The 21189-nt window shown below is 40.6% G+C and carries 25 protein-coding genes; 6 read left to right on the top strand and 19 right to left on the bottom strand.

The genetic code is table 11. The annotated features are described in order from the left end of the window. Window positions 1-88: 88 nt before the first annotated feature. The 3 genes from PAUR_RS20965 to PAUR_RS20955 are packed head-to-tail and all read right to left on the bottom strand — an operon-like array spanning window position 89 to window position 1759. Complete coding sequence (locus PAUR_RS20965) at window positions 89-496, bottom strand: biopolymer transporter ExbD (RefSeq protein WP_192509665.1); 408 nt, start codon at window positions 494-496, stop codon at window positions 89-91. Then, entirely contained in the window at window positions 489-995 is a 507-nt protein-coding gene (locus tag PAUR_RS20960; protein ID WP_192509664.1) for a MotA/TolQ/ExbB proton channel family protein, read from the bottom strand. The genes PAUR_RS20965 and PAUR_RS20960 overlap by 8 nt, the downstream gene beginning before the upstream one ends. 23 nt (window positions 996-1018) lie before the next feature. Next, entirely contained in the window at window positions 1019-1759 is a 741-nt protein-coding gene (locus tag PAUR_RS20955) for an energy transducer TonB (RefSeq protein WP_192509663.1), read from the bottom strand. A 64-nt stretch (window positions 1760-1823) separates the two neighbouring features. Here PAUR_RS20955 and PAUR_RS20950 point away from each other — a divergent pair, with 64 nt between their 5' ends. Genes PAUR_RS20950 through PAUR_RS20940 form a run of 3 tightly spaced genes read left to right on the top strand, consistent with a single transcriptional unit; the run spans window position 1824 to window position 4607 of the window. After that, window positions 1824-2750 carry a heme/hemin ABC transporter substrate-binding protein gene (locus PAUR_RS20950; protein WP_192509662.1) on the top strand — a complete coding sequence of 309 codons (927 nt, stop codon included), beginning with the start codon at window positions 1824-1826 and terminating at the stop codon, window positions 2748-2750. After that, window positions 2750-3805, top strand: coding sequence for a FecCD family ABC transporter permease (locus PAUR_RS20945; RefSeq protein WP_192509661.1), 1056 nt, complete (start codon window positions 2750-2752; stop codon window positions 3803-3805). The genes PAUR_RS20950 and PAUR_RS20945 overlap by 1 nt, the downstream gene beginning before the upstream one ends. Window position 3806: 1 nt before the next feature. Beyond that, entirely contained in the window at window positions 3807-4607 is an 801-nt protein-coding gene (locus PAUR_RS20940) for a heme ABC transporter ATP-binding protein (protein ID WP_192509660.1), read from the top strand. Window positions 4608-4688: 81 nt separating this feature from the next. Here the strand turns inward: PAUR_RS20940 and PAUR_RS20935 are convergent, their stop codons facing one another. From PAUR_RS20935 to efpL, 3 genes are all read right to left on the bottom strand, one after another. Beyond that, window positions 4689-4865: a hypothetical protein gene (locus PAUR_RS20935; protein ID WP_192509659.1), complete on the bottom strand. Its 177-nt coding sequence runs from the start codon at window positions 4863-4865 to the stop codon at window positions 4689-4691. Between the two features lie 111 nt (window positions 4866-4976). Beyond that, window positions 4977-5708 carry a thioesterase II family protein gene (locus tag PAUR_RS20930; protein WP_192509658.1) on the bottom strand — a complete coding sequence of 244 codons (732 nt, stop codon included), beginning with the start codon at window positions 5706-5708 and terminating at the stop codon, window positions 4977-4979. Window positions 5709-5784: 76 nt separating this feature from the next. Then, entirely contained in the window at window positions 5785-6357 is a 573-nt protein-coding gene (gene efpL / locus PAUR_RS20925) for an elongation factor P-like protein EfpL (RefSeq protein WP_192509657.1), read from the bottom strand. 199 nt (window positions 6358-6556) lie between these two features. Here efpL and PAUR_RS20920 point away from each other — a divergent pair, with 199 nt between their 5' ends. Next, window positions 6557-6946 (top strand): VOC family protein, encoded by a 390-nt coding sequence (locus PAUR_RS20920; protein ID WP_225738535.1) that lies wholly within the window; start codon window positions 6557-6559, stop codon window positions 6944-6946. A 13-nt stretch (window positions 6947-6959) separates the two neighbouring features. Here PAUR_RS20920 and PAUR_RS20915 read toward each other — a convergent pair whose 3' ends face one another. The 11 genes from PAUR_RS20915 to PAUR_RS20865 form a co-directional block, all read right to left on the bottom strand. Further along, window positions 6960-7673: a hypothetical protein gene (locus PAUR_RS20915; protein WP_192509655.1), complete on the bottom strand. Its 714-nt coding sequence runs from the start codon at window positions 7671-7673 to the stop codon at window positions 6960-6962. Window position 7674: 1 nt separating this feature from the next. Then, complete coding sequence (locus tag PAUR_RS20910) at window positions 7675-8433, bottom strand: hypothetical protein (protein ID WP_192509654.1); 759 nt, start codon at window positions 8431-8433, stop codon at window positions 7675-7677. Then, window positions 8423-8773 (bottom strand): cupredoxin domain-containing protein, encoded by a 351-nt coding sequence (locus PAUR_RS20905; RefSeq protein WP_404821717.1) that lies wholly within the window; start codon window positions 8771-8773, stop codon window positions 8423-8425. Before PAUR_RS20905 ends, PAUR_RS20910 begins: the two co-directional genes overlap by 11 nt. Beyond that, window positions 8752-10077, bottom strand: a complete 1326-nt coding sequence (locus PAUR_RS20900; RefSeq protein WP_225738534.1) for an ATP-binding protein — start codon at window positions 10075-10077, stop codon at window positions 8752-8754. The genes PAUR_RS20905 and PAUR_RS20900 overlap by 22 nt, the downstream gene beginning before the upstream one ends. Before the next feature lies 1 nt (window position 10078). Further along, complete coding sequence (locus tag PAUR_RS20895) at window positions 10079-10750, bottom strand: response regulator (protein ID WP_192509653.1); 672 nt, start codon at window positions 10748-10750, stop codon at window positions 10079-10081. Continuing rightward, complete coding sequence (locus tag PAUR_RS20890; RefSeq protein ID WP_192509652.1) at window positions 10747-11394, bottom strand: tetratricopeptide repeat protein; 648 nt, start codon at window positions 11392-11394, stop codon at window positions 10747-10749. The genes PAUR_RS20895 and PAUR_RS20890 overlap by 4 nt, the downstream gene beginning before the upstream one ends. Next, a complete protein-coding gene (locus PAUR_RS20885) occupies window positions 11391-12194 on the bottom strand; it encodes an SDR family oxidoreductase (protein WP_192509651.1) in 804 nt (267 codons plus the stop codon). The genes PAUR_RS20890 and PAUR_RS20885 overlap by 4 nt, the downstream gene beginning before the upstream one ends. Further along, window positions 12194-12877: a TenA family transcriptional regulator gene (locus tag PAUR_RS20880; protein ID WP_192510157.1), complete on the bottom strand. Its 684-nt coding sequence runs from the start codon at window positions 12875-12877 to the stop codon at window positions 12194-12196. Before PAUR_RS20880 ends, PAUR_RS20885 begins: the two co-directional genes overlap by 1 nt. Before the next feature lie 18 nt (window positions 12878-12895). Continuing rightward, window positions 12896-14353, bottom strand: a complete 1458-nt coding sequence (locus tag PAUR_RS20875) for an AMP-binding protein (protein WP_192509650.1) — start codon at window positions 14351-14353, stop codon at window positions 12896-12898. Next, window positions 14350-14994, bottom strand: a complete 645-nt coding sequence (locus tag PAUR_RS20870) for a thermostable hemolysin (RefSeq protein WP_192509649.1) — start codon at window positions 14992-14994, stop codon at window positions 14350-14352. Before PAUR_RS20870 ends, PAUR_RS20875 begins: the two co-directional genes overlap by 4 nt. A 123-nt stretch (window positions 14995-15117) precedes the next feature. Continuing rightward, window positions 15118-17916: an EAL domain-containing protein gene (locus PAUR_RS20865; protein WP_192509648.1), complete on the bottom strand. Its 2799-nt coding sequence runs from the start codon at window positions 17914-17916 to the stop codon at window positions 15118-15120. 340 nt (window positions 17917-18256) lie between these two features. On the opposite strand from PAUR_RS20865, the gene PAUR_RS20860 reads away from it, so the two are divergent. Both PAUR_RS20860 and PAUR_RS20855 read left to right on the top strand, forming a co-directional pair. Then, window positions 18257-18874, top strand: coding sequence for a chemotaxis protein (locus PAUR_RS20860; protein ID WP_192509647.1), 618 nt, complete (start codon window positions 18257-18259; stop codon window positions 18872-18874). Continuing rightward, entirely contained in the window at window positions 18871-19599 is a 729-nt protein-coding gene (locus PAUR_RS20855; protein WP_192509646.1) for an oxygen-binding di-iron domain-containing protein, read from the top strand. Before PAUR_RS20860 ends, PAUR_RS20855 begins: the two co-directional genes overlap by 4 nt. Before the next feature lie 362 nt (window positions 19600-19961). Here PAUR_RS20855 and PAUR_RS20850 read toward each other — a convergent pair whose 3' ends face one another. Together PAUR_RS20850 and PAUR_RS20845 are read right to left on the bottom strand one after the other, a co-directional pair. Next, a complete protein-coding gene (locus tag PAUR_RS20850) occupies window positions 19962-20588 on the bottom strand; it encodes an alpha/beta hydrolase (protein ID WP_225738533.1) in 627 nt (208 codons plus the stop codon). Between the two features lie 110 nt (window positions 20589-20698). Then, entirely contained in the window at window positions 20699-21049 is a 351-nt protein-coding gene (locus tag PAUR_RS20845; protein WP_192509645.1) for a VOC family protein, read from the bottom strand. Between the last annotated feature and the right edge of the window lie 140 nt (window positions 21050-21189).

Below are 21189 nucleotides of genomic sequence, written 5' to 3'. Positions count from 1 at the left end.
GCATTGGTGTTAACTCCATACTGAAAGATGCGCGGTTTTAACTTATGGCGCGCAATATATCACAACAAAATAATAATGATAACTATTTTTATTTGCGTTCAATTAATATATTCGCAATAGATCGATTTTCTTGGCTAAGGTTTGCTAATAGTTGCACCAGAGCTTCACTGGGCACATGCTTATCAACAGCAATAAATACTGGGCTTACGTACTCTATGTGCTTAACTGCCTGCATTAAAGTTTCTTGGGTGCTAAAAGGCTGATCGTTTAGTGCATAGCTAACATGATCGTCGTGATACATGAGACTTAGTACTACTGGCGTTTGCTCTGACACAGCACTACCATTATCTCCAGCATCAGGTAATGACACTTCCATCACATTAACTTGGACTGCGACACTTAAAAGCAAAAAAACCAGTACAATAAATAACACATCTAACAACGCAGTTAAGTCTGGGACTAACGCATTCTCTGAGGGTTTTGGTAATTCAAGCATGTTGCGCCTGCGTAGTAACAATTTGCTCATTAGCAAACAAAGTCAATTCTGTTTGCATATGCTCAACCAATGCTTGGCAAACCCCATTGAAAACAATGCAAGGCATTGCAATGGCTAATCCAACGACCGTTGAATACATTGCCCCCCATAATCCATCAGCCAATAGTGCAGGCGTAACCGCTTGTTGCGTATCTGCAATGCCTTTAAACATCACAACTAATCCCCAAACGGTTCCGAAAAGCCCCATGAGTGGACTTAGCATGCCTATTAGGCTGATCAATGATAAACGCTTCCGCCACCGAGCAACTTGTTTCTGAATATGAAGTTGTAATCGTTCGGGAGTTGCCTGTATTTCCCGTAAAGATGTTTTAATGCTCGCCAATCGCCAAACGCCCTCGATCAGCACCCACCCTCTTTCTAAAATCAGTGTCAGTGCCACTGATGACAAAACAAGAAATGGCCATTGCATCATTCCTAACTGCGTAATTATTTCATTCATAGTACTTACTCCAGTTGATAAAATTAACTTGTGAGGCTAAATTCGACAGGCACAGTGAATTTTGCTTTTACGGCATGTCCGTAGCGCTCTACAGCGTGAAACTGCCATTGTTTTACATTATTCAGGGCTGCTTTATCTAGTACCGAAAAACCACTGCTTTTGACCAACGCAACAGCGACAATAGCCCCGTATTCATCTAATTCAATAGAGACAATAGTGACGCCTTGCTGGCCTCGGCGTTTAGCTCGCAACGGATATTTCAATGCAGGTCTTGGCATTTTAAAAAGCGGCAACTGAGTAACATTAATGGGAGCATTATTCGCACTATGCTGCGCCGCAAGTTGAATAGCTGTCGCTTCAACCTCAGTAACGGTATCTTCATCTATTTTTTTCTGCTCTGGTGGCTCTATCGATACATCTGTCGGCGCTACGGCATCAACGACGGGATGAACTGGCTGGTGGTCTATCTTATCGACTCGCTCTACGGACTGCTTAGCAGGTAACACCTTTGCAATTACGGCTTGCTCTTGTAAGGCTAATTTATTTTTCTCACCATTAAATATGGTTTTATTTAAGTCGGCTTCTGAACCTGACTCGGTCGGTTTCTTGGCGTGCGAGTAAGTCGCAACCTGTTGTATTTTAACTTTTAATGCAATTAATTTGGCGTTGTCCCCGCCATCAAATTGCATGCTTTGAGAGGGCATTACTAACCATAATAAGCTATGGGCTATAACGGAAATACTGGTACAGGTTAAGATCTTCATGTTGATTACTGATAATGATAACTGTTATTATTCTCATTATTATAATAGCAACTTTGGAATTGTTATGAAAGTTAAAGCTTGGTCTTGTTATTCTATTTTTTGTATTTACTTCGTTAGTTTATTCATTTTATTCCCCTCAATAGCCGCCGCTCAGAATTATGAGCGGGTGGTCGTTTCAGGCGGTTCAATTACTGAAATTATTTATGCATTAGGCGAGCAAGATCGTATTATCGGCGTAGATAGCACCAGTGTTTTCCCTGCAATAGCAGCAAAAAAAGCGCAGGTCGGTTATGTACGTAACATCAATGTTGAAGGGGTATTATCTTTAAACCCAGACTTACTACTCGGCGAAGCTGATACGGGTCCTGATAAAGTAGTAAAGCAGCTACAAGATACGGGTCTTAAAACGCATATTTTCTCTAATAATGATAACTTTCATGGTATTGAAACCAAAATTAGTCAAATTGCAAAATTACTTAATGTCGAACAAAAAGGCCAAATGCTTAATACCTATATTCAAGCAGATCGCCAAGCGCTTAAGCACATTTTGTCGCAAACTCAATTAAAACCTAACGTACTGTTTGTCTTAAGCTTAAAAGCCGGACAACCACTTGTTTCTGGCGCTGGTACATCGGCACATGAGGTGATCACCGCAGCCGGAGGCCATAATATAGCCGGCGCTCACTTCACTGGTTGGAAACCTCTGTCTGCGGAGTCTGCAATGGCAATGAACCCAGATATCATTGTTACTATGGGTCGACATGGCGCCAACAAATCTATAGATGTATCTAAAATTACGCACTTTAAATATTCTAACGCGGTTAAAAACAAACAGGTGTTTACATTTGATGGTTCTTACCTATTAGGTATGAGTCCAAGAACGCCTCAAGCTGTTGTCGAACTTGCCAAGGCTATTCATGCCAATGTGACCTACCCTGCCGGTTACCAATTACGCGCAGCGCAAACGTCTCATAACAGTAAGGCACTATAGTGTTAGCCCTTAGCCAATCATTTATGCCTGCTCAGTCGGTAAAGCGCCTTTTTCTGATCGGTTTATTATGTCTATGTATGGTCGTTTGTTTGACGGCACTCGCCACTGGCGGGGTAAACATCGCGTTCAGTCAGTTGATACATATTTTAAATAATGTCGGATCTGATTCCCTACAACATGCTGTTATCTGGGAAATTCGACTACCACGATTGTTACTCGCTATGGCGGTTGGTGCTGGACTAGGTGCTAGTGGAGCCGCCATGCAGGCAATATTTAGAAACCCCCTCGCGGATCCTGGTTTAATTGGCATAACCAGTGGTGCCGCACTAGGTGCCATTGCCACCATCGTATTGGGCAATACCTTACTCAGTAGCTTTAGTGACACATATGGTATATACGCTGTCCCCATAGGTGCATTTTTGGGTTGCTTAATAATTTGTGCAATGATTTATCGCCTATCTAGTCAAGGCAACCAGTTTACTATTATCAGCTTATTACTCGCTGGAATAGCCGTAAATGCCATTGTTGGGGCTTTAATAGGCATTTTAACCTTAATAAGTACTGATGCTGAATTACGCGATTTAACCTTTTGGAGTATGGGGTCGCTCGCTGGCAACAGTTTTGAAATGATCTTACCGTCATTAATCATCATCTGTATATGTTGTGTGTTATTAACTAAAATGGCCAAGCCACTCAATATTTACTTGCTTGGTGAACAACAAGCAAAACACTTAGGAGTTAATGTTGTCGCCTTGAAAAAAAAGGCATTTATTTATACTGCATTGTGTACCGGCTCAGCAGTCGCCCTTACTGGAATGATTGGCTTCGTGGGGTTTATAGTTCCTCATATCATGCGCTTAATTATGGGTCCTGATCATCGCTATCTCATGCCGGCTTCAATATTAGGTGGCGCAATATTGTTAAGCCTTGCGGATATTCTTGCTCGTACTCTCATATTGCCCTCTGAACTGCCTATTGGCTTAATCACCAGCGCCATTGGTGGGCCTTTTTTCTTAGTTATGTTACTAAAAACCTATAAATCGAGAGGGTTTTAGCATGATAGAAGCTAAAAATATTACCGTAAAAGTAGCACAGAATACGTTACTTCATGACGCTAACTTAACGTTAGACTGCGGGCAACTGACTGTCATCTTGGGCCCTAATGGGGCCGGTAAATCAACACTTTTAAAATCACTATGTGGTGATATACCACTGACGGCTGGGCAAGTCGAATATCAACAGCTAAACTACCATGAATATGACGCAAAACAGTTCGCTCGCATGCGCGCCGTTCTAACGCAGAACTATGATTGTGACTTCCCATTTACAGTACAAGAAATTGTCGAGATGTCTCATTTTGTACATGCCGATTCAACACCTTTTACCACATTACAAGCTTATTCTAAACAAGCTATTAATACGTTAAACATGTCGCATTTGATCAATAAACCATTTACACAGTTATCTGGTGGAGAGAAGCAACGAGTGCAATTTGCACGTGTGTTATGTCAACTATTGCCAGCATTAGAAAATCAAGAGCCGTGCTACTTACTCATTGATGAACCAACCGCAAGTCTAGATTTGTACCATCAATATCAGGTTATGCAATTAGCCAGAGATATTGCCAACAAAGGGGCTGGTGTGTTGGCTGTCGTACATGATTTAGCACTTGCGGCTAGTTTTGCTGATAACATTACCATGTTAGAAAACGGACGCGTAGTGGCTTATGGTAAACCAGATGAAGTTTTGACAGAAGCACAATTGGCACAAACGTACCAAATCAAAGCGCATATTTTACAAAACGTCGGTAGTCTACCCAGCTTACAAGTTGCCAAGCAAGCATTGTCTAACGCCTAACCTCGGCAATGTTGTAATAAGTAGAAATATAAAAGGCAGCACTGTTAACTGCGCTGCCTTATTATGCTTAAAGTCTAAGCACTACTTACGCTGAATAATTGAATCACCACCACATACTAAGTAGCCTGTATCACAACCAAAAGATGGCGGGTCCATTCTACCACCCACTATGTTCGGTGTTTGCTGGTGAAAAATAGCGTGGTTATTATCCGACAAACCCTTTAGGTTTTTCTTTTTGATCGTTAGCTTGATTTTCATGACTTTCCTTTTCGTTGCTATTATAGTCAATTCAACGTTAGCAGATGTTTAATATAATTCAACAATATACGCTAAAATTAACGCCCTTTGTCAGGCTACAACTTTCAAGCTTTATGTTATAGAAGCTAGCCTATCGCCAACTTTCTCAACAATCTCATCTGTATAATCATTGATGAAAAAGTGTCCACCTTCAAACCACGAAAACTCACCTTGCTCAAAAAAAGTTAACCAATGGCGTGTATGTTCTTCAAGTATAGGGTCTTGTGTACCCGCAAAAACACTCACTGCGCATGGTAATATCAGTGCTTTATGGTATCCATAAGTGTCAGCGAGCTTAAAGTCTGCGCGTAACATTGGCTCAAACAAATCCATCAATTCGCTATGCTCTAAGATTTCTTTCGGTGTGCCATTCAGACTCGCCAACTCAGCCCTAAATTCGGCTGAAGGTAAATCGTAAATTGCTTTTCTATTTCCGCAATAACTTGGACTTGCACTGCCTGATGCAAAAAAGTGCTTCGCGCACGGCAATCCTCGCTTTAATGCTTGACGTAAAAGTTCAAAAGCAACACGACTACCTAAACTATGACCATACAGTACATAATCACCCTGCATGTAGGGATCCAAATGCACCTGTAACGCACTAATTAACTGCTCCATATCATCTATGGCTGGTTCACCAAAATGCCCACCTCGGCCTGGCGGTTGTACAATAACCAAACGAACATCATCTGGCAGTAACTTTTGCCATCCAGCATATATATTAACCCCGCCACCTGCATATGGAAAACAAATAAGGGTTTTCTTGGCATGCGCATTACTGATGCTTAACCATTTGCTCGTCATACATAATTCCTTTCTAAAACAAAACGTCATAGTTAAAAGAGAGATACGCTAAGGCATCTCACTTTTAACCTTTGTATTAGTTATCAGCACGACCCATAAATTTCTTTTCGTCGGTATTAATTTTAATGCGATCTCCATTTGAAATGTGCTCAGGAACTTGTACGATTAAGCCTGTACTCATGGTCGCAGGTTTGGTACGCGCACTCGCTGAAGCGCCCTTAATTGAAGGAGAAGTGTCTTCGATAACCAGTTCAACACTTGATGGTAAATCGATTGAAACTGGGCTGCCTTCAACAATGACCGCAAGTAACCCTTTTGTATCCTCTGAAACAAATAGCACTTGCTCTTCAATCGAAGATTTATTCAAATTATATGGCGTATAATCTTCTTCATCCATAAATACATATTCATCACCGTCAATGTAAGAAAACATCACTGGACGGCGAATTAAGTCGGCAAGCGTCAGCATTTCATCTGCTTTAAACGTTTCATCAACTTTACCGCCTGTTACAACATCATACATGCGCATTCGGTATAAACTGCCACCAGAGCGTCCTTGTGGTACTGAACGTTCAATATCTCTGACGATCATAACGCGACTGTTATATTCTATCGCTGCATGTTTTTTTATTTCACTGGCCTTTGGCATCGTATTTCTCTTAATTTATTTTTGCGAAAAACTATCATGAAGTTGCGTTCTAGCCAAGTAACTTAACCATAATTTCGCGTACTAATAACGACCATATGATAACGCTGGCTCTGGGTTAATACTTAACGTTGGCAATTTGCACACTAAACAGCAGATGCTTTGGACTAAATTGCCAGTAGTGGTAAACGTCTATAAGGAAATGTCACAACATTCTCGAACAATTATGCTTAATTTAAATGTCATATCACTCAAACCATTTATTCCAGCTAAGGATTTTGACGTATCAATACAATTTTATAAAAGGTTAGGGTTTGAGCTCAAATCTCAAGACGCAGGCATTGCTTTCTTTCGTTACCAAACATATACGTTTTTACTGCAAGATTTTTATGAGCCTCAGCATTGCGAGAATTATATGATGCATTTACAGGTTGCTGACGTGAATGCATGGCATGAGCATATTCTCACTCTTAATTTAGAGCAAGAATTTAACTGTAAAGTAACCCCTATTGTTACACAACCTTGGGGCATGACAGAGTTTTGTTTACTTGACCCGAGCAAAGTACTGTGGCGTATTGCACAAAATAATTGAGTCAATTGACAGATTAAAATTCATATTCAACTGCTAACCGAAAACTATGATCATTTACTGATTGGCTTAGTTCGGTGACAAACCCAATTTCCCATTTCAATTGCTTTTGCCCTTGAAAACGATATAAACCAATCACCGCAGGGCCTACACCGATAAAATCCTCTCCTGAATACAACTCTATTGCAGGTTGGAACTCAGACATATATCGGTACCTAATTTGTGCGCGGAATTCCCCTTCCCATTCATTCTCTACAGCACTTCCCCACTCCCGAACAACAAAACCATTCATCGTTAAGCTCAACTTGCCGAACTCCTTTTCAAACAGCAGTCCGATCGCAGCTTCGTATGCAGAGGTTTTATGTTGTTTTTCCAGTTCAACCAATATTCCCCAATCTGCCCAATAACGACCTTGTTCAACAACTTGCCAGCGCATTTCTAATTCATATGCAGCTAAATCAAAATTATCTTCTGTATCTCGTTCACCAATCGCATAGCCCTCGACAGTCACGGTTTCAGCAATAGCCCACCCCAACCCTGCCCGTTGTGCCAAAACGTTACCACTTTGTGTTTTGCGTGACAGCATTCGCCATTCCACTTCTCTTTCGAACGGCAACACATAAGGATGATATACTTTATCAACGACCATACCATCTGCATAACTAGCCAATGAAAACACCATGGGAAACAGATACAAAAAACCTGTTACTAATTTATAATACGGCTTCATTTTATGCCCCTTTGCCCCTTATTTTTATCATCTTCATCCTGTATTGAAACGCAATTAACATTACAAATACTGCAATTAGAAAACTGGCTAAACTCAGCATACTCGGACTTGCTTCATAGCCGATAAGTGCTTTAAGGACCCGGCCAATAATGCTATATTCATCTAGTAGCCATTTAAGATTGAAAACTTCTGAACTTGCCGAGATTAAATCTACCTGACTTGCTAAATCAGTCGCCGTTGCGATTTTGCTGGCACAATGTAAAGTGATCAAAGCGATTAGCCAGTTTTTTGAGTACATATTGCGCACCCACACCAATGAAAAATACAAGAGAATAATAAAACTAACACACAGCCCCATACCTAAAACTGTGCCAATCAACATACTTTTCGCCATACCTACTTGACCATAACTACTTAAATAAGTCATAAAGTGGCTTAAATACGCAAGCATTGCACACACCAATGCGCTGTATTTGTACAACCAATAATTTGATACAATAAGAGCAAGTACAGACGCATATATACCGCAAAGAAACGTAATTTGAGCCAACTCTAATCCAAGAAAATCAAACCATTGGCTCACATCACCAGCCAACCATAGATAAATGAAGCAGCTTATCAGACCAAAAACAAAGACCCCAAGCGTATGGCTAAATTCACGGTTTTCTAGTGTTGACGGCGGGTAAAGAGATAACAATACCCAAAGTACTCCTAGCGGTAGAAATTGATTCAGGCTAATAATAACTGTATTAAGAAGCATCTCTAGACTCCTTGGCAATAATCAAGCCTTGCGCCGTGTTTGGGGAGAACTCACCAAAGAATCGATATTCGCCAGGGCTTAGAGGCCCAATATAAATAACACTCTTACGTCTAGGAAACAGTACTTTTTCACGATTCAAATCAAAACTATCGAATTCTTCCGCTGTCATATCTTGATTATCTATCACCAAACGTAGCTTTCTATTTGCCGGCACTTCTAATTGCGCGGGAATAAATAAATGATCCCTTAATACCAGACTAATTGTATTATCTGCACTTAACGAGCTCATGTACAATATACCCACGAAGCCCAATAATATCAGTTTGATTCGGTTACACATGTTTGCTCCTTCAAAAACCAAACCTGTGCACGTAAGCCGCCTAAATGCGATTCTTGTAACACAATCTTAGCGCCATAAATCGCCAATATCTGAGAAACGATTGCCATGCCTAAGCCCGCGCCTTTTTCGCCGGATGGATGCTTGTCACCCCCCACCCTATAAAAGCGATCAAATACTCTCGCTATCTGTGCTTCGCTCATCCCCGTCCCCGAATCATCTATTTGCCACCCAATTCGGCCTTCACTATTCAAAACAGAGAGTTGAATGCTTCCATCATTTGGCGAGTATTTTATGGCATTACTTATTAAATTTATAAACAAAGTTGAGAGAGTAAATTCACAACCCCTAATATAGGCATCCTCCCCCTCCAAGCTTATTTGTTGTCGTTTCAACTCAATGCGGGGATACAAATTACTGACAACAGTTTGAGTTAACGACAATACATCAATGTTGGTGAAGTTTGCCTGCCATGAATCTGGCTCAGTACGCGCCAATGTAAGCATCTGTTCTACAATATGAGTCAATTGCTCTAGCCCTAGTGCCATAGCATCGAAGCTAACATGATTCATTTCTTGAGATACATTATGTAAATGTATTTTAAGGCTACTTATTGGTGTTTTTAACTCATGCGCTGCGTCTGATGCAAAATATCTCTCTCTTAAGTAAGCCGCTTCAACTTTTGTAAATAGACTATTTAATCGCTCAATCACCGGTGCCACTTCAGCATCAGTGCTCGCCGTATTTAATCGCTCAAAGTTGTCGGCTTTTCGATGCTTTAGCTCCTTAGATAATTGAGTCAATGGCAATAGTGAGAGGCGAATGTACCATGCTATAAACAATGCCAATATCGGCATTGCAACCACCAACGGCATCATAGCTGACAAAATGAGTGATTCTGTTAGATTGAAGCGCTTTTGCATCGGTTCACCCACGATTAGGTGTTTATCCCCCTGTTTTATAGCTAAAACTCTCAATCTTAGCCCAACCATATTCGTTGTTTTAATACCTGGTTCCATAACTTGAACTGCACTAATTGGTATAAGTTTTTTTGCTGAAAAAACCACGCGTCCCTTGTCCCATAACTTAGCATATACGTCATCATTTTCAGGCCATTGAGTTGTTTGAGCATTTATTAATACTCCAGCTAAATTATGTAAGTGCGCGTCCATTTGCTGCTGCGCTTGCTGCATGCTCCGCTTGTACCCCTCAAGTAAAGCCATAAACGAAACAAGCACCATGGCTGAAATCAAAATCATGGTTAAACGGCGACTTATTGACAATCCATACGTGTGGGTACGTTGCATATTACTGTTTTCCCACGACGTAGCCTATCCCTCGTAAAGTTTTAATAAACCCTTTTGGTAGTTTTTTTCGTAAATGGTGAATGTGCACTTCAATAGCATTTGAGCCCAACTCTTCTCCCCACTGATAAAGCTTATTCTCTAATTGCGCTTTAGATAAAACACGCGCTTGATTCTCAATAAGGGCTTTTAATAACATGAATTCTTTTCGCGGTAACTCAATAGCAATACCATCAACAAACGCTTGGTGGCCCCCGAGATCCAGTGTCACATTGCTGCATGTTAAAATACTGCTGAGCTGTGTTGTTAGCTGGCTGCCTAAGCGGCGTCCTATTACTCGCAACCGAGCAAATAACTCTTTCGCATCAAACGGCTTTGGTAAGTAATCATCAGCCCCCAAGTCAAGGCCTATGATTTTATCATCTGTACTATCCCTTGCTGTCAGCAATAACACAGCGATGGGTAATTTAGACTGTTTAATTGCTTTAAGTATTGATAGTCCATCACCATCTGGCAGCCCTAAATCCAGTACCACCATTTCAATATTCCCTTCATCGATGAATGCCATCGCACAGCATATTGAGCCCGCATGCTCAACACTATAACCTTCTTTTTTAAGTGAATGGATAAGGCCTTGCGCTAACAAGGCATCATCTTCAACTAACAATAACTTCATCGTTTACTTTTCAATTTCTTATTAATTTTTTGTAGCAACACCGCGACCTCTCCTTTACGATATTCATCTGCTTTTTCACGCCCTTCACGAGAGGGGGCTAGCAATGCAGTCTGTAAATAATCCAATGCTTGTTTGTATTGTCGCTCATCATAAAGAAATTGACCATAAAAGTAGTTGATATCTAACCCAGTTGGATTTAAAAGTAATGACTTTTTAAAATAACTGACTGCTTTCTTATCATTTCCAAAGCCTATCGGCCAGCCTGGGACCTTACTGTACAACGTCCCCAAACTGGTTAATGCCGATCCATTTAATGCACTCTCATTGATAGATATCGCGCGCTCAAACTCAACCTTCGCTGATTTTGCAAGTCCTAAAGCCCCGATACCACCTTTTGCGCCAGCGTAACTTGATTGCACTATACCATGCCAAATATGGCTTTCTGCCGAGTTGGGGTAATTGATAACTAAATTTTGGCTCTCACTAACCAATGTTTCAAAGGCCTCTTCTTGCTCACTATTGAATAATTCGTAATTTGCAACAACCCATGCTTGTTGAATTGCCCTTAAATGAATATCTAAACTTGCCTCGGCTTGCGTACTGAATGACAAACCGATAAATAATGCCCAATAAATACGTATCATTGTGATGATTCCTTTTGCTCGTTAGCAGAACCAACAAAGCTCTTAATGGTGCGCAGTTGCTTGCAAAGCACAGCATCAATTACTTCTGGAAGTAGACCATTCAAACGCGAAAACAATTTCTCGGGATACCCTAACACCAACCTTCGCTTTCGCGATTCTAGTAACCCCATAAATTCACCTGCGACGGCTTCAGTGCTATCCATCCTGTTTCCCATTGACTTATTTAATGCACGGACCTGAGTATTATTTATTGCAGTATCTGTTGCACGTGGTGCTAAGTATTTAACTGCAAGACGTCCTTCATATTCTCGCGACAATGCTTCGCTAAAACCTCTGAGACCAAACTTGCTGGCACAATACACACTTTGATATGGATATCCGATATAGCCATATGCAGAGCCTATATTTACCACCGTCCCTTGATTTGACAACAGCTGATCAAGCAATTGATGTGTTAACTGTATAGGTGCGAATAAATTTACTTGAAGTTGTTGGCGTATATCAACTTGTGTGTTTGACGAAAATGGGGCCATTTGATTAACTCCAGCATTATTGACCAACAACTTAATACCACCTAGATCCTTCACCAATTTAGATACTATTTCGCAGCTTTCGTCCTCTTGTAGATCAGCCACTAGATAACGATGCTCACCTTCTAAGGTATGACATAATTTAATCAGTTTTTGTTCATTACGCCCCAATAATAAGCAGCGCCAACCCGCGATGCTTAACTGCTTAGCAATTGCTGCTCCAATGCCTCCTGCTGCGCCCGTAATGACAGCTAAATTTTGATTTTTCATTAGCAAGCTTCCTCAACATGAGTGTAATTAGGTCTGGACTCTAAACTTCTAAACATATCCCCATAAAGACGATAAAAACACTTTGCACTGTGCGTAATAATGGCTTGCTCGTTAGGACAGGTAATTTTATTCATCAGTCCTTTGAAAAATTCAATGTGCTCAATATCCAAAGCACCATGAGAACTTAAATAACTAAACGCGTGCGATGGTAAATCTAATTTATTAGCTATCATCGACGCAGCATCATCGGCCAAAGCAATAGATGTTCCTTCCAAAACATTTACCATGCCAAAAAAACTCAATGGGCTCACTCTATGGATGCTGTCATAGGCGTAACTCACCATCATTTCGGTCTCAAAACTCGGTCGTGAACTTCTCACCACCTCTTTATCAAAGCCACACGCTGCAATATCATTTAAAATCCACTCTTGATGCCCTGTTTCTTCTTCAATGTATTCACCAACGGCAACACGTAACCACTCCTTCGATTCATCCAGTTTGCTACCACATGCCATAAGAAGCGGCACTGTATGCTTAACATGATGAAAAGCTTGTTGTAAAAATGAAGCGTATTGACCTAATTGAATATCTCCACTAAACACAGCATTAATAATCGGTGCAGTCAGCAAATATTCACGCTCTGATTGAGTGCTCTCTTGAAGTTTATTGTAAAAATTATTCATCATTATCAGTTCCTATCGTTAGTTATATAATTCTAAAATTTGGTTTCTAAACCCCTGAGCTATCTGCAATCGCTTAGGTTTACAGTTGGGTGTTAGGTATCCCTGCGATAGACTCAAAGGCGCGCTCAATCGCACCCAGCGCTTTACTTGTGCATAATCAGGTAAATATGAATTAATCATGTGGATATGCTCGCTTACCTGCTCATCTAGAATGTCTTTTCCAACCCATAACAGAGCAATTAAAAATGGCTTCGCTTCTCCAAAAACAACAGCCTGTTGCAACCATGGTTTACTCAACAGTAAAGACTCCGGCCACTCTGGGTTTATGTTTCGCCCATAGCTATTAATTATAAGATTTGATTTACGCCCTAAGATCTGCAAATTAAGGTCGCCATTCATTGACTTTGAGGATTCGCCAATGAGATCTCCAGTAGCAAACCATGAATGTGGGTTATGGGCTGCCCCCCCTAAATACCCTAAGAAAAGCGGACCTTTAATTTGCAGTTCACCTTCAACACAACGGCTTATAATATGTGGTAATACTGGGCCTACCGAACCATCTTGATATTCTGAGCTATTCAAACATACAACAGAACCAGCTTCTGATAACCCGTATCCTTGGAATACAGGTAGCCCCATGTCCCAAGCTCTGCGCAATAACTCTCGATCTGTATGTGCCCCTCCTATCGCTATAAACATTAAACTCTTTGGTGGTACCCACCCTTCCATACAGGCCATAATTAGGTACTTCAAAAGCTCAGGTACGAGAATGATTGAAGTAGGCTGATTCGCATCAATTGCAGAAAGTAGCCGTTGTCCATCATTAAGCTCCCCCCCTAAATACCCCAACTGCTCATTTGTTAATAAAACCACCTGTCCACCACTCAGTAGCGGAGCATAAACACCAGCGATGTTTTCCAGCAATACAGCTAATGGTAATATGCACAGGTGTTTTGGGGCTTGAATGTCTATCTTCGTACATAAGCTTCGTGCAACTGCAAGCTGGCTTTCAAATGATAAACAAACCCCTTTTGGTTGACCGGTAGAACCCGAAGTGAAAGTAATTTTCTTTGTTTGTTTAAAAATACTCACAGGACTATGTATCTTTGTTTTATATACATAAATTGCACGGCCAAATATCTCTTGGCGAAACATAAGTAGATTGTTATCTTGGGGCTCATCTGTAAATAGCACTTGGCAGCCAGCTTTTTCCATTGCATAGTCTTGCTGATCTGAGCTAAAAAATGGTGGCAGAGGTAATGCGATCCTATTGGCCTGCATAATTGCAATATCAAGCACAACCCATGCAATGCAATTTGATAGTTTGATTGCTATGCACTGACTATCAAATTGCATAATTTCCCTGCTCAATCGTAGACAATTCTCCTGTAATTGCGCTAAAGACACCCCACTACTTTCATCTTGAAGTACTATCTGCTGCGACTGATGAGGTAAATAATTCAGTAAAGAATTCATAGGGAAAAGCCTTGTTCTAAATGTTCAATATGAGGGTGGAATTGATTAACTATTTGGGTAAAAAGATGATTCCTATTAATCACCTTCATAGCAGCAGTTAAATCGACCACACAGGCCTTTGGGTTGGCTTGATAATACCGTCCATAGTGATGGGCAGTTGTAACTCGACGAGGTTCAGCCTTGCTTAATTCACAGATTGGTATTTCCAAACTAGACATTAACTGCCGAACCTGTTCTGTGCCTGTAAAAGCTAGAAATCGCACTTGCGATGATAATAAGGCCATCGTAACCACAATGAAGTGCGACACAGTAGCCCGTCGGTAAGTTGAGTGTAAATTTCCTAATTCCGCAATGGTGCGTCTACTTTCCGCTTGAGGAAGGTAGTTTTCTATTGGTGCATCTAGATATTGTTCAATAAACAACTCGCTATTCGATGCAAATCTAAGTCCTAACGTGCACTGACCTTGTGGTAACTTTAATTGACTCAACAATGGATAAAACTCATAAACCATCGCTTGAAATGCATGTGAAAAGCCTATCCTTACTGCTTCCTCAAGCTCAGTTCTTCCTCGCTGGCCCACTTCAGCCCACTGCGACATAGCTTGCAAGTTACTGTATATATTGTGATGAACTATCGTCATGGTGACCACCTTGTTTTGTTGGTATGGTCACTATAAAATTTGAAAATTAAGGAAAACTTAAGAAATGAAAAAGTCACATCGAGGGCTTAAAATCCCTCAATCGACACACTACGACATTACAGTTTAATTATCTTTGTGTATGGAGCTAAATACTTGACCATGTTCAATCATATGGGTCATTGCCTGTGCATCAGTCGGTTCTGAGAAAAAATAGCCTTGTAGCTGCTGGCACCCGCATGCTGTCAGCGCTTTCGCTTGCATCGCATTTTCTACCCCTTCTGCAACACTATTGACTTGAAGGCTTTTCGCCATATTAACAATGACCATCGCTAAATCAGCATTTTTCTTACTGCCACTGATGTCTGCAACAAATGATTCATCTATTTTTATTGTGTCAAAGTTAAGATGTTTCAAATAACTCAAACTAGAAAACCCCGTACCAAAATCATCAATCGCTATTGCAAAGCCGTGTTTTTGTAATTCCAGTAATGTTTTTTTCATCGCGTCAACATTTGATACCAGTGCCGACTCAGTGATTTCAATTTCTAAATTTGTCGGCGGAACATTATATTTAGCGGCTGTATCAAGCAATTCCTTTACAAAGTGTGTTTCACTGAGCTGTAACACTGATATATTAACGCTTAAAATTAAGCCAGGTTTAATTAACAACCATTGAGCAAATTGTGAAAATGATTTCTTCAGCAGTTGTAGGCTGAGCTTGCCAATCAAATTGGCATCTTCCGCAATAGCAATAAAGTGAATTGGGTCGAGCAACTGATCTTGTTGTTGCCATCTAGCCAACATTTCTAACTTTTCAAGCTCAAATGTTTTCGCATTTACAATAGGTTGGTAATAAGGAATAAACTCGCCTTTTTCAATGCTCTTATGAATTGCACTTTCTATCTCCACACGCAATTCGGCTTCATGATCTAGTTTTGCGCTATAGAATTGAAAATCAGTCTTAGCGACTTTCTTAGCCCTATACATAGCTGTATCGGCATGCTTCATCAGTGTTTCCGCATTATCACCATCGTCAGGATATATCGCAATACCAGCGCTTAAAGACACTGTTAATTGAATACCTTTAAGCTCATATTCTCCTGTCGTGCTCGACAGTACTTTTTTAATCACTTTACGTACATGGCGTTTGTCTTCAATGGCATCGAGCAATAATACAAACTCATCTCCCCCCATACGTGACACGGTATCGCATGCTCTTACACACCCAGCAAGCCGCTCTGATACTTGCTTCAGTAACAAGTCGCCATAATCATGACCCAACGAATCATTAATTTTCTTAAACTTATCGAGGTCAATAAACACCAACGCGAATTGATGTTTACAGCGCCGGGCTCGTTTACATGCTTGAATTAACCGATCTTGCAATAACAATCTATTAGGCAATCCAGTTAATGCGTCGTGATGAGCCAAATGATTCATTTTACGCGACATCATTCGTGACTCAGTCACATCTTGAAAAACCATCACAGATCCCATTATATTGCCACTTTTACCGTAAATGGGCGAAATAGAATCTTGGATTGCAAATGTTAGCCCTAAGTGGTTTTTAACACACGTAAGCTCTGGTAACCCTAATGTTTGATGGTTCCCCATACAATAATCAGTCAAATTTTCTATCGGCTGTAATGTATCTTCGTTAAAAAGTGGCATTACTTCTTGAAATGGCTGCCCAGCAACCTCAGCTGTTAGCTTTGCCAAAATAGCTTCTGCAACAGGATTCATATAAGTCACATTACTATCTACATCAGTGCAAATAACACCATCTCCAATTGAACTTAACGTCACTTCTAGCAGCTCTTTCTCTTTTGATAGCGCTTCGGCCAGCTTTTGCCGCTCTGACATATCTTGAAAGAAACATAATGTGTGCCCACCACCTTCATGGTCGCTAAAAACCTCCGCTTCTAATAAACACACTACCTGTTGATTGCGGCTGGTCACTAAGACAATTTCTTCAATCGAAAACTGAGTGTTTCCTTGCAATCCGCGGTGATGAATTAAGCTCGCAGAATGATCCGTCATAAAATCTGTAATTGGTTTATTTAGAAGTTGTTCACGCCGGTATTCAAGGTTGCATATAAACCCATCACTAATATGTAAGATTCTACCTTCATCATCGAGCGTAACTAACATGACAGGGCTTTGTTCAAAAGTATGTTGATAATGACTATCCAGCGCGCGCATATGTGTGAACGAGCATTTATTTGATAAGTCATACATGCAAATTATTAAAGCATTACAATAGCCCAAAAGCATAGTAACCAAGACTGTCAATTTGGTGTTATTTTCGGCTTTGGTTAATAAATCTCCATGACTAAACGCAACAGCTATTACAACAGCTAAGATAAGCCCCGCCAAACTCAGTGCTTTAAAACCACGAAAAACAGCGCACAGTGCCAACAAAATCACAGTAAATACTGCAAACATCGCCCAAGAGATATAAGCGGAACATATAGCAATAACTGCCACCGACACGCCCCATGCAAGGTCTCGCAAATTATAGATAGACGACCACTTTAATTTATCATTTTGCGTACATAACAAAACCACTGGCAAACCTACTACTAATGTGACAACTGACCCTTCAAACCACTCCATCAACACTCGCTGTGCACTCATGTTTGAAAACACAGGAATCAACTGGGTACCGGCTACACCTAGTATTAATGAAGGGAGAAACACAAACTTTACTAAGCACATTACTAAATAACTAGGCTGGTTAACTGTTTGTTGAAATTGAAAATGTTGTTTAAAGAAAAAAGCAATGAAATAAGCTTCAAAAATATTTAACGTCAACACAATGAATGCGTCAACACTCACGAAGTCAAAAGCAACGTAACCTAAAAAAGTAAATGCTAACGCAAGCGTGGATGTTTTCCACCAACTCCCGTACTGAAGTGTCATGAACCCCGCAATTAACCAAAGGTCCGCGCCCCAAAGACTAGCCCATACTCGTTGAGGGGGCCCGTATAATATAAATAGTACAGCGATTACTAAGTAACCTATCGCCCAAAATATATGCCGTTTCATCCACGTAAACCTTAGTCGGCTACTTGCCCAATGCTTATCAACTCAATAAGCCATTACTCTGTTCATTGCCTACTAAAACTATTGGCGACAGAGCAAAATTAATCAAGTTTCCAACAAGATAAAGCACTATATACACCATGTTTTATAGGCAATAAATTGGGAAATAAAATAAAAGTTATCTATGCTGTAAAAATTGCAACAACCGAGTCATACAATGATCAATTCTCAGCAAGCCACATCAGCAATGAATAATTTTGTGCGAGTTGCTAATATCATTACAAATTTAGATATGATTTTAAGTCAGGCAAAAAACCTTTCTTTGACGGCAAAGAACGCTCGAGTCGTCGCATTAAGAGCCGGTGATGCGGCATACGGCTTTAAACCGATAACAAACTTTATTGACGAGTTTTCTGAACAAACAATTCGCACCACTTCTGAGATATCAAAACTTTCAAATCAACTGTTTACATTGGCATTAGCCGTGGTTCGCTGTACTGACTATCAATACCAACTAACAAAAGCACAAAGTACTTCTGCGCACAAATGCGTTATCACCTTGCAACAACAAAGTTTAATGGACTTAAAACAAAAAACGCGCAATTTAGAGCAGGCTATTTTTTCGCTCGAAAGCTACTTTGAAGACATTCAAAAGCAAATGCGTAGTGCCGAATACATAGCGGTCACCAGTCGAGTTGAAGCCTCTAATGCCGGAGAATTTAGTCATAGCCTAGAGTCAGTGTCTGACTTCATTGCTGAAGCCGCTAAAAAAATAAAAAAAGCCGTCAATGATAACCTACAAGAAATATATAAATTACGAGGAGCTCTGCGTTGAAATCAAACGAGTTATATTCAGAAGAATCTCATCAGTGGCTAGTCCTAGGCCGAGACCCAGCGAAACCTGAAAAAATAATAGACACGAATCAATACCTAATTAAAAGCGCTGAAGAAGCAATTATTCTAGATCCAGGTGGCATTGAATTATTTTCGCCAATGCTTGCTGGAGTTTTACACCATGTAAAACTAGAAAATATCACCACGTTATTTGCATCCCATCAAGACCCAGACATCATTTCTTCGCTAGGTTTATGGGATAAAACAGTGCCCAACGCTAAGCTATATGCTCCATGGCTTTGGGAAGGGTTCATACGTCACTTTGGTATGGAAAACATCCAATATATGCCAATCAAAGACGAAGGCGGCGAGATTAAGCTTGGCACTGCGACGCTAAAGTTTATTCCTGCGCATTACCTGCACTCATCGGGCAATTTTAATGTTTACGACCCCCAAGCAAAAATCTTAATGAGCGGAGACATTGGCGCTTCTTTAGAGCATGGTGACGTGCCATTATTCGTTGAAAATTTCGCACAGCACATCAAGTATATGGAGTACTTCCATCGCCGTTGGATGCCTTCAAATCGCGCAAAAAACAACTGGGTTGCGAGGGTTCGAGAGCTTGAGATTAATATGATGGCACCTCAACATGGTCGTATTTTTAAAGGCGAGATGGTGAATGAGTTTTTAGAGTGGTTTAGCAAGCTGGATGTAGGCATTGCCTAGGGGCTGTTGATCTTTGCTGTTCTATTTTCGTTCTCTTTGAGTATGCTTTTATCGCGGCGCTTAATATGTGGCCTAGTAATCTAAGCGAATATTAAGCAACAAAGAGAAAGGGCTGCTCGAAAGAACCGGTAGGCAGTGCTTGATTGGCTTTTCTACTATGTTGTCGGCTATGGAATAACCATGCTAAGCAGCCTCCACCTTGTATAAAATACAATCAAATTGCTGCAAAAATTAACCTAGAAGATCAACAGCCCCTAATACTTTTGGAGAAATAACTTTTTCAAAAATAGAACATACACACCACATATTAAACTAAAATTCCCATCAAAGATGGGAAGTCAGCCATGCTGTTTTCAGTGTTGTTAACGTTGCGACTTAATCCATGCCTTTAGAGGGGTCACCCACTCTGGCCTCGGCCGATAAAAAGCGCCATGACTCAGACCGGTGTTAATTTCAAGCTCGGTAAATGATTTTACGGACGTACTTTTTTCTGCTAATGCACTGCAGCTGTTAGATTTGTCCGTTTTTTCATAAATAGATAACACGTGACCATACACTTTAACATCTGTGTGCTTTTTCCAAACTAAACGACCACACCCTGCAAGAATTATCGTATTAACGCCTAAATCAGACAACTTATCAGACGCAACTCCGGTAATAAACGCCCCCCGAGAAAACCCCATAATGGTAATGTTACTTGGCTTTACTCCCTGCCCAACCAAAGTTCGAACTTGCCCACTCAGTGTGTATGCATACTCAAACGGGTCCGTATTTTTGCTTCGATGGTGCGCAATTAAATGATAGCTAGGGTCTGACAACGCGTCTTTGATTGCCGGAAAGTCATATACTCCCCAGCCAAATCGAGTATCCACTGGCTTAGGATTTGTTCCCTCAACAATGTAACCGTGAGAATAAAACACATATTTCGCGTGCTTATCAATACTATCTGGTAAATCGGCATAAAGCTGGCGAGCCTCAACCAAGGTCATTGTTAATACTGAGCTGGCTGATAGAATAATAGCGGTTAGTATGGTTTTGATTACAATATACCCAATAAAAAGTGTTACTTACCAATAGCATACCAAAATTTATATCAAACTCATAGGTCAGACCATACGGCTAATTCATTACCACTTGGTTCAATAAAGTGAAAACGTCGACCTCCTGGGAAGCTAAAAATAGCCTCACATATTTCCCCGCCCGCGAGCTCAACATCTTGTAAAGACTGCTCTAGGTTTACACTATAAATAACCACTAATGCACTCCCTAATTTTGTGCAGGCTCTTAATTCTGACTTATAAAACCCACCAGCCAAGCCTGAGCTGCTAAATGCCCGGTAATCTGGCCCGAAATGCTCAAACTGCCAGTTAAAAACACGAGAAAAAAAATGTTCTGTTTTCGCTAAATCACACGCAGCCATTTCAATGTAATTAATATGGTGATGAGTCATGTTGTCGCCTCGTTATTGATATAGGTTTAGCATAAAATGACTTTGCTACATAAGCAAATAACCACTCGTCTAATCAAAAACGAGAACGTGAGTTAAAGTATGGATTTGTTTTATCAGATACGATAAAAACGAGTCGATCC

The sequence above is a fragment of the Pseudoalteromonas aurantia 208 genome (assembly GCF_014858725.1).
Taxonomy (GTDB): Bacteria; Pseudomonadota; Gammaproteobacteria; order Enterobacterales; family Alteromonadaceae; genus Pseudoalteromonas; species Pseudoalteromonas aurantia.
The sequence above is the reverse complement of the archived record's forward strand: the minus strand, read 5'-3'. Positions and strand labels throughout refer to the sequence as shown.

Excerpts from the sequence above, each read along its gene's own strand:
- PAUR_RS20890 (WP_192509652.1), bottom strand. The coding sequence starts at position 11,394 with ATGATACGTATTTATTGGGCATTATTTATCGGTTTGTCATTCAGTACG.
- PAUR_RS20875 (WP_192509650.1), bottom strand. The coding sequence starts at position 14,353 with ATGAATTCTTTACTGAATTATTTACCTCATCAGTCGCAGCAGATAGTA.
- PAUR_RS20865 (WP_192509648.1), bottom strand. The coding sequence starts at position 17,916 with ATGACACTTCAGTACGGGAGTTGGTGGAAAACATCCACGCTTGCGTTA.
- PAUR_RS20930 (WP_192509658.1), bottom strand. The coding sequence starts at position 5,708 with ATGACGAGCAAATGGTTAAGCATCAGTAATGCGCATGCCAAGAAAACC.
- PAUR_RS20885 (WP_192509651.1), bottom strand. The coding sequence starts at position 12,194 with ATGAAAAATCAAAATTTAGCTGTCATTACGGGCGCAGCAGGAGGCATT.
- PAUR_RS20895 (WP_192509653.1), bottom strand. The coding sequence starts at position 10,750 with ATGAAGTTATTGTTAGTTGAAGATGATGCCTTGTTAGCGCAAGGCCTT.
- PAUR_RS20960 (WP_192509664.1), bottom strand. The coding sequence starts at position 995 with ATGAATGAAATAATTACGCAGTTAGGAATGATGCAATGGCCATTTCTT.
- PAUR_RS20920 (WP_225738535.1), top strand. The coding sequence starts at position 6,557 with ATGTCACAACATTCTCGAACAATTATGCTTAATTTAAATGTCATATCA.
- PAUR_RS20915 (WP_192509655.1), bottom strand. The coding sequence starts at position 7,673 with ATGAAGCCGTATTATAAATTAGTAACAGGTTTTTTGTATCTGTTTCCC.
- PAUR_RS20870 (WP_192509649.1), bottom strand. The coding sequence starts at position 14,994 with ATGACGATAGTTCATCACAATATATACAGTAACTTGCAAGCTATGTCG.
- PAUR_RS20850 (WP_225738533.1), bottom strand. The coding sequence starts at position 20,588 with ATGACCTTGGTTGAGGCTCGCCAGCTTTATGCCGATTTACCAGATAGT.
- PAUR_RS20955 (WP_192509663.1), bottom strand. The coding sequence starts at position 1,759 with ATGAAGATCTTAACCTGTACCAGTATTTCCGTTATAGCCCATAGCTTA.
- PAUR_RS20900 (WP_225738534.1), bottom strand. The coding sequence starts at position 10,077 with ATGCAACGTACCCACACGTATGGATTGTCAATAAGTCGCCGTTTAACC.
- PAUR_RS20950 (WP_192509662.1), top strand. The coding sequence starts at position 1,824 with ATGAAAGTTAAAGCTTGGTCTTGTTATTCTATTTTTTGTATTTACTTC.
- PAUR_RS20905 (WP_404821717.1), bottom strand. The coding sequence starts at position 8,773 with ATGTGTAACCGAATCAAACTGATATTATTGGGCTTCGTGGGTATATTG.
- PAUR_RS20845 (WP_192509645.1), bottom strand. The coding sequence starts at position 21,049 with ATGACTCATCACCATATTAATTACATTGAAATGGCTGCGTGTGATTTA.
- efpL (WP_192509657.1), bottom strand. The coding sequence starts at position 6,357 with ATGCCAAAGGCCAGTGAAATAAAAAAACATGCAGCGATAGAATATAAC.
- PAUR_RS20965 (WP_192509665.1), bottom strand. The coding sequence starts at position 496 with ATGCTTGAATTACCAAAACCCTCAGAGAATGCGTTAGTCCCAGACTTA.
- PAUR_RS20860 (WP_192509647.1), top strand. The coding sequence starts at position 18,257 with ATGATCAATTCTCAGCAAGCCACATCAGCAATGAATAATTTTGTGCGA.
- PAUR_RS20880 (WP_192510157.1), bottom strand. The coding sequence starts at position 12,877 with ATGAATAATTTTTACAATAAACTTCAAGAGAGCACTCAATCAGAGCGT.
- PAUR_RS20940 (WP_192509660.1), top strand. The coding sequence starts at position 3,807 with ATGATAGAAGCTAAAAATATTACCGTAAAAGTAGCACAGAATACGTTA.
- PAUR_RS20910 (WP_192509654.1), bottom strand. The coding sequence starts at position 8,433 with ATGCTTCTTAATACAGTTATTATTAGCCTGAATCAATTTCTACCGCTA.
- PAUR_RS20935 (WP_192509659.1), bottom strand. The coding sequence starts at position 4,865 with ATGAAAATCAAGCTAACGATCAAAAAGAAAAACCTAAAGGGTTTGTCG.